Raw genomic sequence first — 14,760 nt, forward strand, 5'->3', positions numbered from 1 at the left:
AAAAGGCGAAAAAAGCGGAAGAGAATTTAAAAGAGAAATAACCAACCGCTTAGGACGCGGTTAGTAAAACTTACTTAATTAACCGCAGCACATAACAGACCATACGACTGATGAGGTCAGGCGCATACAATTGTTTGTTGGTCGTTGGTTTAGCTGCATCATGGTATTTAAAAAGTAAGTTGAAGAAGCTTAAGAATCCACCCAAATGGTGATTTTGTCAACACTAAAACTCAGACAATTTTCCATAAAGTTTCTAGGCGTTTTCAACGGCCTGTTTGCACATGTAAATCATAAGTTACATTTAATTTCTTTGATTTATAACAAAACTATTTAAGTTTTGTTAAACAAGTTATATCTTGCTTGCCTCTCACGAAGTTTAAGGGGCAAAAAGTGCTTAAAAATAAAACAATAGGTAGCATGTTAATTGTTGCTGGCACCACCATAGGTGCAGGGATGCTGGCATTGCCTATCGCCTCAGCAGGGCTTGGTTTCACAACAGCGTTATCACTTATCTTACTTACATGGATTTTAATGACCTACACAGCATTATTGATGCTAGAGCTACATCAATATGCCGACAGAGATGCGACCCTCAATACCCTAGCTAAATCATGGTTAGGTAAACGTGGACAATGGGTGGCTAACTTTTCAGTGATGTTTTTGTTTTACGCATTATGCGCGGCGTATATCGCAGGTGGCGGTGCACAATTACAAGAAAAGCTTAACTCTGGATTATCGCTTTCTTTAGCACCGCAAGTTGGTTCAGTCATTCTGGCTGTGGTAATAGGTACGGTGGTTACGCTCGGCACTAGTAAAGTTGATAAACTTAACCGCGTACTTTTCACTATTAAAGTGTGCGTACTAGCGAGCTTATTTTATATGCTGACACCTTATGTTCACGGCCAACACTTACTTGAAATGCCGATTGAACAAGGTCTGATTTTATCTGCAATTCCAGTGGTCTTTACCTCATTTGGTTTTCATGGCTCTATTCCGTCGATTGTGAAATACGTGGGTTTAGATATCAAAACACTTCGTAAAGTGATGGTGGCAGGTGCAGCCCTGCCTTTAGTGATTTACATTTTTTGGCAGTTACTTAGCCAAGGCATGATGAGTCAAAGCGATTTACTACAAAGCCAAGGGTTACCTGGATTCGTAAGCAGTGTTGCTAGCATTGCTCACAGCCCGCATGTTGCCACAGCAGTAAACATTTTTGCTGATTTAGCGTTGGCTACGTCTTTCTTAGGGGTGAGTTTAGGTTTATTCGACTTTTTTGCCGATGCATTTAAAAAAGGTGATGGCAGTAAAGATCGTATCAAAACAGCCTTGATCACCTTTATTCCACCGCTAGGCTTTGCGCTATTTTACCCGCAAGGGTTTATTATGGCACTTGGCTACGCTGCCATTGCGCTGGTTATTTTAGCGGTGTTTTTACCGGTTGCTATGGTCTATAAGCAACGAAGCAGCAAACCTGACGCGGGTTATCAAGTCAAAGGCGGTAATATTGGTTTAGCACTGGCCGCCTTGTTTGGTGTGCTTATTATTAGTGCTCAAGGTTTACAAATGGCGGGGCTTATTCCAGCTATTGGTTAAACAACTAATCAAATCAAAAAAGCACCCGCGGGTGCTTTTTTTGTGTCTGGTTTAAGGTGAAATTAAAAAACCATCGCCTTACCGCGGCCAGATGCTTCAGAGGCTGCATCTAATTTACCGTCTTTATTAATGATCACATGTAAATCACCAAAATGGCGCTCATCAAGTGTATAACCCATTTTCTCAAGGGCTTTAACAACTTTTGGTTCAAGACCTGTGTGGTATCGAATCACATTTTTAGGCCATAACTGGTGATGAAAACGAGGACTATCTACAACCTGTTCGGCTGTCATATCAAATTCAATGGCATTTAAAATAGACTCATACACAGAGCTAATAATCGTGGTGCCACCCGGCGAACCAGTTACCATTTTAACTTTGTTATCTTGAAGTAGAATGGTCGGTGTCATTGAGCTTAGCATGCGTTTATGTGGTTGTATTTCGTTAGCTTTACCACCAATTGCACCAAATACATTCATCACACCTGGCTTGGCACTGAAGTCATCCATTTCATCATTTAAAATAAATCCTGCGCCAGAAACAACAACGCCACTCCCAAAGCTCAAGTTTATCGTGGTGGTATTCGCTACCGCATTGCCCCACTTATCGAGAATAGAAAAGTGCGTTGTTTGTTCACTTTCGTGTAAACCAGGTTTGATGTTCTCGGTAGTTGAAATGGCATCTGGACGAATTGTACTTGCTCGCTTGGCGAGATAATCATCTGCAAGCAATGCAGTTTTTGGCACTTCATAAAAATCTGGGTCGCCTAAATATTCAGCTCTGTCGGCGAATACGCGTTTACCTACTTCAGCCAAAATATGGACATAGGTTGTTGAATTGTGCTCAAGAGTTCCTTTTGGCTTTGCAAGGTCGTACATTTTTAGCCACTGTAAAATAGCAATACCACCTGAACTTGGCGGTGGCGATGTGAGCACTTCGTAACCACGCCAGTTACCCTTAATTGGTGTACGCGATTTAGCTTCATAAGCTTTTAAGTCTTGCTCAGTAATAATGCCACCATGTTGCTTCATAAACGTCGCAATGATTTTCGCAGTCTCACCTTCGTAAAAGCCTGCTTTACCTTGGTCACGAATACGCTTTAATGTGGCGGCAAGTTCTGGCTGCTTGAAAACCTTGTTTGCTTTGGCATCAGCAAAGTAATCTGAAAAGTTAATGTTAACCGACTTCTTAGCCATTCGCGCAATGTAACGCTCAATACTGGCGGCTAATTTTGGATGTACCACAAAACCTTGCTCAGCTAACTTAACTGCAGGCTCTAGCAGAGTTTTCCACTCTAAACTTCCGTGCTTTTGATGCGCAAGCCACATACCTGCAACACTGCCCGGTACACCACTTGCGTGAATACCGTATACCGACATGTTATCGATGACATTTCCTTTTTCATCAAGATACATATCTCTGTGTGCAGCAGCTGGAGCAGTCTCACGGTAATCAATAAAATCACCCTTGCCATCTTTTTGGATCAGCATAAAACCGCCACCGCCAATATTACCGGCTTCAGGTAAAGTAACCGCTAGCACAAACTGTGCAGCAATTGCTGCATCAACTGCATTACCACCCTGCTCTAAAATGGCACGAGCGGTGTCGCTGCTGTAACTATCAGGCATAGCCACAGCTGCTTGCTTAGCAAGTAGTGACTGATGACAAAATAATACAGCTACGAAACATAATCGCGCTGCATACTTAACTATATGAGTCATAGAACTTCCTTTTTTATTGATGAAACTTTCACCCATTTACGCATGTTAAAGCTGGTTGGGTCAATCAGTTGTGTTCAAATGGTGTTAATTGCTCTTTTGGACAAGAGTAGAGCACCGCAGGTAATTGGCCGTGCTCATCTGTATGGTTATAGTTTTTAATAAATTTAAGCCCCAGCTTTTCCATCACTTTAATAGAGCCGATGTTATCCTTCAGTGCTGTCGCTGAGAGCGATTTAACTGTTGGATCCTGACATACCGCATGGGCAACAGCTAATGCTGCCTCAGACGCATAACCTTTACCCCAGCTCATTTGTTTAAAGCGCCAACCAATTTCTAAATCACTGTAATCAGGCTGTTCAAAAAAGCCCATAGGCCGTACTAATACCCAGCCGATAAATGTATTGCTCTCGATGATATTTACCTGCCAAAGCCCCCACCCTTTTTGCTCATTACGATATGCATTCAAGCGTGGAATGAATACCTCTTTGATGGTCTGCATACTGGATATTTTGCCACGAGTTAGATATTTCATTACCTCTGGGTCGTTATCGAGCTCATATAAAAGCTCGGCATCATTGCCATCCATTAATCGAAAACTTAAACGTGTTGTTCTAGCTATGTTCATTTTTATTTGTTTATACTGCTTGTGGAGTTGGATAACCATTAGAGAAAATTATGAAAAAATTAGCAAGCTTAGTTTTATTAGGCTGTATAGCCTTAACAGGATGTGACGATGCCGAGCAAGCAAAGAAAGATGCTAGCGAAGCAAAAGAAGAAGTAAAGCAAGCTCTTAATGACGCTTGGGGCGACGTAAAAGACGCCACCAATGAGTTTAATGATGACTCGCTGCAAGAATTACTCGAAGAGAGTAAAAAAATGGGCTTAAACATGTATGACGACGGTAAAGAAATTGCCTTAGACGCATGGATTGAAAGCAAAGAAGCAGCAGGTGAACTTACCGAAAAAACCAAGCAAAAAGCAAAAGAACTGGCTGAAGAATTAAGAGAAGCGCGCGAAAAGCGCGAACAAGAGAAAAATAATTAAAAAGAAAGGGCAAGTATTTACTTGCCCTTTTTTGTTAGTAATTAAAGCTCAAATTCTTTTTTGAATTTTAAGCCAAATTCGCTGCGGTCGTTGCTGCGCATCACGCCAACAAAGCCAGATTGTTGTAAGCGACCTACATCATAAACTTCGTTTAACACGTTCTCACCGTAAAGAGTCACTTCAAAGTCACCGTTCGGGTTTAAGTAAGAGATGTTAAAGCCAACTAATTCACGCGAATCAATGTGTTCACTTTGGTTGAAAACTGATTGACCTTGCATATCGCTACGGTAAGAGTAGTTTGCGTTTACTGCCACTGTGCCGCCGTTACTTAAATCAATGAAATAAGAAGGTGCGACCATCACAGTCCAACGTGGTGTTAGTGCTGGTGAATCACCTTTACCAATACCTAATACACCGTCATCTACTTCTGTGATTTCTGAATCTAGGTAACCAATAGCACTACGTAGCGTAAAGTCATCAGTAAATGCAATTGTTGTCTCAAGCTCGATACCTTGTGCTTTAGATTCACCCGCATTTTCTACGATAGTAACGAAACCGCCACCTGCAGTTGGATCTGAGAATGGTAATGCAAGGTCTGTGTAGTCAGTAACAAACACAGCAAGCATCATAGATACATCTTCATGTACCTGACCTTTAAGGCCTAGTTCGTAGTTAATAGCTTTGGTTTCATCGAAAGAAACAAATTGATCAGGACCACCAAATGGACGCGGTGGGAAACCACCTGTTTGATAACCTTTTTGGATTTGGCCATACACGTTCATGTTATTGCTAAGCTGGTACGACGCATTTAAATCCCATGTTACTGCATCAAAATCAGCACTTACGTATTTACGTGTCGCAAACGTTGGGAATAAGGCATCGGCTTCTTTTTTATCTTTCGAATAACGAAGACCACCGCCCACCGTTAAATCGTCGCTTAGGTCATAGCTTGCATTGATATAAGCTGCGTATGAATTAGTCTCTTGGTTGATATCAAAGTAACCGTAGTCACCAAACGACGTGGTAGTACCATCATTTAAAAGGCCATCAGGTGTATTGAATGGGCTAAATACAAACGGACCAGAACTTGTGAAGCCATCTTCATTAAAGAAGTACAAACCAGACACAAAGTCCATGTTATCGAAGCTACCGTTTAACTGGATTTCGAATGAATACTGATCTGCACCACCTTCTTCAGGGAATTCAGATAAGTTAAGAGCTACAGCGTCATCATCAAGACCACCTTCATACTCTGAGCTACGGTAGCTGGTGATGAACTTAGCTGTGTAGGTATTATTGATGTCCCAATCAGCGGTTAAAGACGTGCCCCAGCCTGAGTAAGCTGTCGACTCAATACCAGCTACCGTTGATGCTAAATCATCAGGATCGCTTGGTAACATATCTTCTGTTAGTAATGGGAAATCACCATTGAATGGGTCATTCGGATCCAGTGGCGCTGTTAATTCAATTGTGTATGGTGATTGGCCTGATTCGTTATCAACACCATCAATTGAGAACACAAAAGATAAGTCGCTGCTTGCTTGCCATTTAAGCGCCATACGACCGCTTAACTCTTGCTCTTCACCGATTTCTTTTTCTGGGTTAGCAAGGTTAATCGCTTCACCTACACCATCGCGTTGCTTATAAGACACGCTTGCAGACATGCTTACAGTGTCGGTAAGGCTGTTATTAAAGTAAACGTCACCGGCTAAACGACCACGGCTACCTACTTTTGCCGATGTCGTTACAATGCCTTCGTCACCAGGTTGCTTAGTAATAATATTTACTGCGCCACCTAATGTGTTACGACCGTACAAAGTACCTTGTGGACCACGTAACACCTCTACACGCTCAACATTTGGTAATGATAAGTTTGAGCCCATTTGGCGACCAAGGTAAACACCGTCTAGGTAAACACCCACGCCCGGATCGGTTGTGATCACGTGGTCTTGTAAACCAATACCACGAATAAACACGGATGCATGGGCCGCATTTCCTACACCATAACGGGTGATGTTTAGGTTAGGTACGTATTTACCAATGTCTTCTAGGTTGCTCATGTTTGCTTTATCAATCAGGTTTTCACCGATTGATGTCACCGCTGTTGGCGACTCAAAAATGCTTTCTGTACGCTTACGCGCTGTTACTTCGATTTTCTCGAAAGCATCTTGTTTAGCAGAGGTTTTTTCTTGCTCAGCAAACGCTGAAGTAGATAATGCAGCAACAATGGCCACAGTTAACTGTGAGAGATGACGTAATTTCAATTAAAACTCCAAAGGATACCGTGTGTGTATTTTCGCCCATAAATTTCAGGCATAAAAAAAGACGCTTAGCTATAAGCATCTTTCCTCTGGAAGGGCATTATATGTCAGTTTTGTGAAAACATGTATAATTATTTTATTTTTTATTAATTTTAAATAACATCCTCCTTAATATGTATTACAAATAGCATAATTTTACCCAAAACAACTCCTTCCTTGATCTCACCATTAATTTGCATGCAAACAGACAAGGTTAAAATTTTTAGAAAGTAAACCTGTAGCGCTTAGCTAAAAGCAATTAAATCTTCATTAACTCCTCTTACTTTTGATTGAATAACAAACAATAAATAGTCTATGCTTTTAGTTGACCCCATTTTGCAAGGAGCAAACTTTGAAATTACCTACCCCTTTGCGTGTTGCCATTTTAGCCGCAGCCACTGCGATTTCACTTACAGGCTGTCAACTCACCTCTAGCGAACTACCTGCTATTAGCGATACAGGTACCAAGCATATTGGTCATGTAGTTTGGCACGATCTTATTACCCCTGATTTAGCACAATCTAAAGCCTTCTATGGCGATGTGTTTGGTTGGCAGTTTAAGCAGGTTAACGACAGCTATTTACTCGCTACCTCAGACGGTCAATTAATTGCAGGTATGGCTGAGCTTGATAATAAGCAAAATGCCAGTCATTGGCTGAGCATGTTAAGTACTGACAATATCGCTGCAATAAGCGAAAAAACAGTCACCGCTGGCGGTAAAGTTTTAATTGCTAGTACAGAAATTAAAGGACGAGGCAGCATAGCAGTATTAGAAGATCCGCAAGGCGCGGTATTTTCTTTGATCAACACAGTTAATGGTGACCCAGCTGCTACATACAGTGATAATCGTTGGATATGGCAAGAAGTCTGGACTGACAACCCTGAGCAAAGTCAGTCTTTTTATCAATCGCTTGGCAATTATTCTGTCCAGACTAAATCACTGGGAGAGAATAACTATAAATATCTAACAGCCGATAATAAACCGGCTATTGGTTTTGTTAAAAAGCCTGACACTAACATTGGCAATACCTGGGTTAACTACATTAAAGTTGCCAATATTTCCGACACACTCCTAAAAGTAAAAGCCGCAGGTGGTGTAGTTCTTATGGCGCCGACTCAACAAGTGCGAAATGGCAGTGTAGCCATTATTCGTGATCCTGCAGGCGCAGGTATTGTAATTCAGGAGCAAATGTAATGAAAAAACGCATTCTAAAAATAGCCGCGCTAGCAGCCACCTTAGTGCTACTAAATGCATGCACACCTTATGCTAGCCTTGATATTAATGCCCCTTTTAAAGTTGGGCCTGTCTATGTAAACCCAAGTATTGGCATTGGCGGGACGCTTTAAAAATAAAAGTCTGCGCCCTTAATTAATGTTTTATCTTTAAACGCTGGACGTGCGAAAGCACGTCTTCAGCTTTTGCACCTAAATAAACATAAATAGCTAAAGCCAATAACAGCCCCGCCACAGCAAACATCATCAGCACAGCAGGAATAACATACTCAGTTTGACCAAGCGCAGCCTTGAACATAGTTAATAATGCCTCAATCGATACTGCAATCAGAATAGTTGAAATAAAACGCGTGATAGTGCGGCGAGTCGAGCTATGGCGGAAGATATCTTTATGCATCAAAATTTCTTCCTCGAGAATTGTTTTTCCTAAATCAAAAATTGCTAAAGCAAGAGTAACGAAAATGATGATTGTAAAAGGTTTTAATGGATCAGAATGAGGCTGCTCACTCATTAACAGTTCTAGCATACCGATGAATACTTGATAGAGTAAATAAAAGACTAAACAAAACAAACAACCAACAATTAAGCCGTAGCCAGCTTTAAAGTAAGCGGTCATGCTTGCACGTTTAGTATCACCCATAATAAATTCAACCAGCTCAGTTAAGCAGACATCTATCACAAGAAAATAATGGCCCCCTTGTTTCTTTTCGACCGGTTTAATTGCAGAAATACATAAATGCCTAGTTGCTGTCGAGATATAAGGAGAGGTGAAATGTGCCTCAGGAGCGCTCGACACTAATAAAAAATAAGGCCTAGCGCTTAAATCCTGCCCTGCTCCTTTATGCGCCAAATGCTTCTTGTACTGACGTTTAAAGCAGACATTATCACCTAGCTGAATACCTTGCTCATTTAAGCAATACTGTAACTCTAAGAACGGATACTGTTTTACAAGTTGCTGATAGTCTTGTTCGTTGGTAATTGAAGCTTGCACACTCGCTAAAATAGACAGTAGTAAATTGTGTATCAGCAATTGTTGTTCTTCATATCGCTCAATTGCACTGAGATAACTCATTCTCGCCATCTTTTTTATCCTTAAGAGAATAGATACAACTAAGTAAGCAAGGTGTGCTCCAAGTTTAAAAAGCGATAATAATCAGCTTGATATAAAAAATGACGATATAAAATTAGAATAATGGCACTAAAAAAGTGCATCGTGTGTTGTATAAAGCACTAAAACGAAAAAAGCCGTAACACACTGTGTTACGGCTTTTTAATTTTGGTGCGGATGGGGGGACTTGAACCCCCACGGCCGAAGCCACCACCCCCTCAAGATGGCGTGTCTACCAATTCCACCACATCCGCATACAATTCTGTATGTTGTTAAGCTTTTTGTTTACTTGAGGAATGAAAACAGCTTAACAGGTATTAGCCTAAGCCAATTAATTTGGTACGTCAGAGCTCTTTTCCTCTGTTACCGGCACATCGTTTTGTGCAGGAGTAACAGTTTCAACAGCTGGCGCAGCTTCTAGGTTTTCCCACTCATCAGTCTTTTTAATTTGACCAGCTGTTAGGTTGCCTAGAACAATACTTAGCACAAAGAAAATTGTTGCTAAGATTGTGGTTGTTTTAGTCATGAAGTTACCAGCACCAGATGAGCCAAACACGGTTGCAGAAGCACCTGCACCAAATGATGAACCCATATCTGCGCCTTTACCTTGTTGGATTAAAACCATACCAACTAGAGCTAAAGCAACAATTAAATAAACTACTAATAAAATTTCGTACATCTTATACGGTCCCTTTTGCACTTTCGCAGATTGCAGTAAATGAGTCTGCTTTTAGACTTGCGCCACCAATTAGGCCACCGTCAATATCTGGTTGTGCAAATAATAATTCGCTATTTTTTTCATTCACGCTACCACCATATAAGATGGTTAATTGCTGCGCTAAGTCATCATCTAAAGAAGCAATTTTCTCACGGATAAACTTATGAACAGCTTGCGCTTGCTCAGGTGAGGCAGTCTTACCTGTGCCAATGGCCCAAACGGGCTCGTATGCTACCACAGAATTCTTCAGTGCTGCTACACCTAATTTGTTAATTACAGCATCAATTTGTGCTGCAACTACTAATTCGGTTTCATTTGCTTCACGTTGCTGTTCACTTTCACCAACACATAGTACCGGTGTTAAACCAACATCTTGCGCACGAGCAAATTTATCTGCCACAACCTCATCTGATTCGCCATAAATACTACGACGTTCAGAGTGTCCAACAAGTGTGTATGTCGCGCCTAAGTCTTTAACCAGTTGCGCATCTACTTCACCGGTAAATGCACCTGCTTGGTTCTCAGAAACAGTTTGTGAACCAACCACAACATCTTGCTGAGTTACAGCGTTAATTAATGGGAATGGTGGAAAAACCACAATATCAAGTTCATCCGATTGAACATCTTTAATAGCGCTAGATAGCTGTTCAACAAGCTCTAATGAGCCGTTCATTTTCCAGTTACCTGCTACCATCGGCTTACGTGCTGCCATATTTCCACTCCACATTAGAAAGCGGGCAAGATACTAACTCGACTTGCCCTAAGTTACAAGAGGTTATTGTTATACCACGGTTTGTTTGCTCACAGATTCAACAACTGCGGCAATTTTTTGAGCACTATCAAGGACAATTTTCTCTTGCTCAGCTTCAACCATCACGCGAACAACAGGTTCAGTCCCTGATTTTCGTAGTAACACTCGTCCTGTATCTCCTAGTTGCGCTTCAACTTCAGCAACCATATCGATAACAGCCTGAGCTTGTGTTGGATCTGTGCCTTGAGGGTAACGTACGTTGATCATTTTCATTGGGTATTTTGTAAAGCCAGCGCCTAGATCTTGTAATGTTTTATTTTGCGCGACCATAGCTGCGAGTACTTGTAAGCTCGAGATAATACCATCACCCGTACTGATCAGGTCTAAATTCAATACATGTCCTGAACTCTCACCACCAATTTTCCAGCCTTTTTCTTGTAAAAGCTCCATCACGTAGCGATCGCCCACTTTACTACGAGCAAAACCAATGCCGCGCGCTTTTAGGGCATTCTCTAGGCCCATATTTGACATAACGGTGCCAACAACACCACCACCTAGAATATCGTCATTAGCAGCTTGGCATGCAATGATGTAAACAATATCATCACCATCAAAAACTCTGCCATTGTGATCAACCATCATTACGCGGTCACCATCACCGTCATAAGCAATACCCACATCAGCATTATGTTCTAATACTTTGCGTTTAAGAGTTTCAACATGGGTTGCACCACACTCTAAGTTGATATTTACCCCATTTGGCTCGCAAGCATGACAAATAACCTCTGCGCCTAGCTCACGCATTACCGAAGGAGCAATGTGGTATGTAGCGCCATTGGCACAATCAAGCACAATTTTTAACCCTTCTAATGACAGGCCTTGTGGAAATTGGCTTTTACAAAACTCAATATATCGACCATCCGCTGTTTCTAAACGGCGAGCTTTACCTAGTTTGTCTGAGGCAACACAGGTCATAGGCTCATCCATCATAGCTTCTATTTCAAGCTCAACTTCATCAGGTAGCTTTAAGCCTCTGCTTGAAAAGAATTTAATACCGTTATCATGATATGGATTATGCGATGCACTAATTACAATGCCTGCTTCAGCACGGAATGTTTGGGTTAAATAAGCAACAGCAGGTGTCGGCATAGGGCCCAAAAGAACAACATCAATACCCGCCGCAATTAAACCTGCTTCAAGCGATGTTTCCAGCATATAACCTGAGATACGAGTATCTTTACCAATTATAACTTTCTTGGTGCCAATTTTTGATAGTACACGACCAGCAGCCCAGCCTAGTTTTAAAGCAAATTCAGGGGTGATTGGAAACTCCCCAACCATGCCACGAACGCCATCCGTGCCAAAATATTTTCTTGTTTTACTCATTTGTAATTCCTTTCTTACATGCTTGCCATACGCTAAGCACATCGACTGTTTCTAATACATCATGTACACGAATAATTTTAGCGCCATTTTGGGCCGCAATTAATGCTCCCGCTAAGCTACCTGCTAAACGCTCACTCGTGTCTCTTTTTAATAAGTTACCTATCATTGATTTGCGTGATAAGCCTGCTAACACTGGTAGATTAAATTGATTAAACTCATCAAACCTATCAAGGATTTGATAGTTATGAGCCAGTGTTTTACCAAATCCAAAACCTGGATCCAGTATAATTCGATGTTTCTGAATACCCGCTTGCTCGCATGCTGCAATACGCTCGGCAAAAAAACGATTTATGTCTGCAAATAAATCAGTATATACCGGATTACTTTGCATAGTTCGTGGCTGCCCTTGCATGTGCATTAAACAAATAGCCACATCTGGGTACTCAGCAAGTACATCTATAGCCCCAGGTTCTTGCAACGCTCTTACATCATTTATGATATCAGCACCGGCAATAATCGCTTGACGCATCACTTCGCTTTTACTGGTATCTATAGAAATAATGCAATCGCTACTTTGCCTAAGTGCTTTAACCAATGGGATTACGCGTTTTAGCTCTTCATCTAAAGACACATCAGGTGCGCCTGGGCGAGTGGATTCACCTCCAATATCAATAATTTTTGCGCCTTGATTTAGAAGAGCTTGCGCTTGTTTGACAGCGCTGTCGAGCTGACAGTAATTGCCGCCATCTGAGAAAGAGTCGGGGGTTACGTTTAAAATCCCCATTACAATAGGGTCGTCGAGGTGTAAAGTGCGACCTCGGGGTAATTTAATAGCGGTCATCGATCACCTTTACTGCTTCCATGGCAAAAAATACAGTATTGTTTTCTGCTACAAAAAAGCCCCGGCATGCGGGGCTTTTGCTTTTTCTATTTTAGCGATTATTCAGCTTTGTCATCAAGGTTTGTTTCATCCTTTTTTACTGAATCTTCGCTTTTTGTCTCTTCGGGTGCCGATTCTACTTTCGGAGCCGTAGATTTTTTATCATCTGGACGACGGTCATGAACATCACGAGGTTCACGAACTGGCTTACGAGCCATTAAGTCATCAATTTGACCCGCATCAATCGTCTCGTACTTCATAAGTGCGTCTTTCATCGCATGAAGAATGTCGATGTTATCTTTTAATATTTGCTCAGCACGTTGGTAGTTACGGTCTGAGAACAAACGCACTTCACTATCGATAACTTTAGCTGTTTCATCTGACATGCTCATAGCACGGCTACCACCGCCACCCATGTACATTTCGTTTTGATCTTCAGCATAAAGTAATGGACCTAGCTTTTCACTTAGACCCCACTGAGTAACCATTTTACGAGCAATATCAGTTGCACGTTCAATATCGTTACTTGCGCCCGTAGTTACTTTATCTTCGCCATAGATTAAAGCTTCAGCAATACGGCCACCATAAAGGCTCGAAATCATTGACTCCAGCAGCTCTTTTGAGTGACTCACGCGGTCTTGCTCTGGCAAGTACATAGTAACACCCAGTGCACGGCCACGAGGGATAATCGATACTTTATACACAGGGTCATGTTCAGGCACCATGCGACCAACAATCGCGTGACCAGCTTCATGGTAAGCAGTCATTTCTTTTTCTTGCTCACTCATCACCATGGTCTTACGCTCTGCACCCATCATGATTTTATCTTTTGCTGCATCAAACTCTGCCATGCTTACTACACGCTTGTTACCACGTGCAGCATATAGCGCAGCTTCGTTAACTAAGTTAGCAAGATCAGCACCAGAGAAACCTGGCGTACCACGTGCAATTACAGCCGCTTCTACGTTGTCACCTAGTGGTACTTTGCGCATATGTACTTTTAAGATCTGTTCACGTCCGCGAATGTCTGGTAAACCAACAACAACTTGACGGTCAAAACGACCAGGACGTAATAATGCTGGGTCTAATACATCAGGGCGGTTGGTTGCTGCGATAACAATAATACCTTCGTTACCTTCAAAACCATCCATCTCTACAAGCATTTGGTTAAGTGTTTGCTCACGCTCATCGTGACCACCACCCATGCCGGCGCCACGTTTACGGCCTACCGCATCAATTTCGTCGATAAAGATGATACACGGTGCGGCTTTCTTCGCTTGCTCGAACATGTCACGTACACGTGATGCACCAACACCAACGAACATTTCTACGAAATCAGAACCTGAGATTGTGAAAAACGGCACTTTTGCTTCACCTGCAACGGCTTTTGCAAGTAACGTTTTACCTGTACCCGGAGGACCTACCATTAGTACGCCTTTCGGGATGCTACCACCTAGCTTTTGGAATTTAGATGGGTCACGTAAGAAGTCAACCAGCTCAGTTACATCTTCTTTTGCTTCGTCACAACCAGCAACATCAGCAAAAGTAGTTTTAACTTGGTCTTCACTCATCAGGCGCGCTTTGCTCTTACCGAAAGACATCGCGCCTTTACCGCCACCACCTTGCATTTGACGCATGAAGAAAATCCATACACCAATAAGCAGTAACATTGGGAACCAAGAGATTAAAATGCTGGCGAGGAAAGACTGCTCTTCAGGCTTTACACCTTTCACATTGACATTGCTTTTTAATAAATCGTTCAAAATGTCTTTATCATACATTGGCATGATAGTTTGAAAGCGCTCACCGTTTGTTTTGGTGCCAGTAATAGTACCTGTTGTGCTTTCGATTGAAACTTCTTGAATAGCGCCGCTACGAGCATCGCTTACAAACTGAGTGTAACTTGTTTGGCGATCAACTTGATCACCACCATTAAAGCTCTGAAACACTGACATTAGCACTACTGCAATGACCAGCCAGAGTATTAGATTTTTCGCCATATCGCTCAAGGGGTTAACCTCTTGTA

The 14,760-nt window shown here is 41.9% G+C and carries 12 protein-coding genes, 1 tRNA gene and 1 pseudogene; 4 read left to right on the forward strand and 10 right to left on the reverse strand.

Features of this window, described 5'->3' with window-relative positions; all coding sequences use genetic code 11:
* Window positions 1–390: 390 nt before the first annotated feature.
* On the forward strand, window positions 391–1,593 hold the full coding sequence (locus tag NH454_RS00220; RefSeq protein ID WP_138556966.1) for an aromatic amino acid transport family protein: 1,203 nt from the start codon (window positions 391–393) through the stop codon (window positions 1,591–1,593).
* Window positions 1,594–1,655: 62 nt separating this feature from the next.
* Here the strand turns inward: NH454_RS00220 and ggt are convergent, their stop codons facing one another.
* Window positions 1,656–3,314, reverse strand: coding sequence for a gamma-glutamyltransferase (gene ggt / locus NH454_RS00225; protein WP_199525957.1), 1,659 nt, complete (start codon window positions 3,312–3,314; stop codon window positions 1,656–1,658).
* A 64-nt stretch (window positions 3,315–3,378) separates the two neighbouring features.
* Window positions 3,379–3,945, reverse strand: a complete 567-nt coding sequence (locus NH454_RS00230; RefSeq protein WP_253038134.1) for a GNAT family N-acetyltransferase — start codon at window positions 3,943–3,945, stop codon at window positions 3,379–3,381.
* 44 nt (window positions 3,946–3,989) lie between these two features.
* Here NH454_RS00230 and NH454_RS00235 point away from each other — a divergent pair, with 44 nt between their 5' ends.
* The gene (locus NH454_RS00235) at window positions 3,990–4,358 is read left to right on the forward strand and encodes a hypothetical protein (RefSeq protein ID WP_138556968.1); all 369 of its coding nucleotides are present in this window, start codon (window positions 3,990–3,992) and stop codon (window positions 4,356–4,358) included.
* Window positions 4,359–4,399: 41 nt separating this feature from the next.
* Here NH454_RS00235 and NH454_RS00240 read toward each other — a convergent pair.
* Window positions 4,400–6,662: pseudogene (locus NH454_RS00240) on the reverse strand (TonB-dependent receptor).
* Between the two features lie 348 nt (window positions 6,663–7,010).
* On the opposite strand from NH454_RS00240, the gene NH454_RS00245 reads away from it, so the two are divergent.
* Complete coding sequence (locus NH454_RS00245; RefSeq protein WP_235383843.1) at window positions 7,011–7,853, forward strand: VOC family protein; 843 nt, start codon at window positions 7,011–7,013, stop codon at window positions 7,851–7,853.
* Window positions 7,853–8,005: a hypothetical protein gene (locus NH454_RS00250; RefSeq protein WP_171040387.1), complete on the forward strand. Its 153-nt coding sequence runs from the start codon at window positions 7,853–7,855 to the stop codon at window positions 8,003–8,005. Before NH454_RS00245 ends, NH454_RS00250 begins: the two co-directional genes overlap by 1 nt.
* A 22-nt stretch (window positions 8,006–8,027) precedes the next feature.
* On the opposite strand, the gene NH454_RS00255 is transcribed toward NH454_RS00250, so the two are convergent.
* The 7 genes from NH454_RS00255 to ftsH all read right to left on the reverse strand — a co-directional run bounded on the left by NH454_RS00255 (window position 8,028) and on the right by ftsH (window position 14,743).
* Entirely contained in the window at window positions 8,028–8,972 is a 945-nt protein-coding gene (locus NH454_RS00255) for a general glycosylation pathway protein (protein ID WP_135924085.1), read from the reverse strand.
* 196 nt (window positions 8,973–9,168) lie between these two features.
* Window positions 9,169–9,253: transfer RNA gene (locus tag NH454_RS00260), tRNA-Leu, on the reverse strand.
* A gap of 77 nt (window positions 9,254–9,330) precedes the next feature.
* Window positions 9,331–9,678, reverse strand: coding sequence for a preprotein translocase subunit SecG (gene secG / locus NH454_RS00265; protein WP_135924084.1), 348 nt, complete (start codon window positions 9,676–9,678; stop codon window positions 9,331–9,333).
* Between the two features lies 1 nt (window position 9,679).
* Window positions 9,680–10,429: a triose-phosphate isomerase gene (gene tpiA / locus NH454_RS00270; RefSeq protein ID WP_135924083.1), complete on the reverse strand. Its 750-nt coding sequence runs from the start codon at window positions 10,427–10,429 to the stop codon at window positions 9,680–9,682.
* A 69-nt stretch (window positions 10,430–10,498) separates the two neighbouring features.
* Window positions 10,499–11,854, reverse strand: a complete 1,356-nt coding sequence (glmM, locus tag NH454_RS00275) for a phosphoglucosamine mutase (protein ID WP_135924082.1) — start codon at window positions 11,852–11,854, stop codon at window positions 10,499–10,501.
* A complete protein-coding gene (gene folP / locus NH454_RS00280) occupies window positions 11,847–12,695 on the reverse strand; it encodes a dihydropteroate synthase (protein ID WP_135924081.1) in 849 nt (282 codons plus the stop codon). Before folP ends, glmM begins: the two co-directional genes overlap by 8 nt.
* Before the next feature lie 98 nt (window positions 12,696–12,793).
* The gene (ftsH, locus tag NH454_RS00285; RefSeq protein ID WP_290442505.1) at window positions 12,794–14,743 is read right to left on the reverse strand and encodes an ATP-dependent zinc metalloprotease FtsH; all 1,950 of its coding nucleotides are present in this window, start codon (window positions 14,741–14,743) and stop codon (window positions 12,794–12,796) included.
* Window positions 14,744–14,760 lie beyond the last annotated feature (17 nt).

The organism is Pseudoalteromonas sp. Ps84H-4 (genome assembly GCF_024124645.1).
GTDB classification, from domain to species: domain Bacteria; phylum Pseudomonadota; class Gammaproteobacteria; order Enterobacterales; family Alteromonadaceae; genus Pseudoalteromonas; species Pseudoalteromonas lipolytica_C.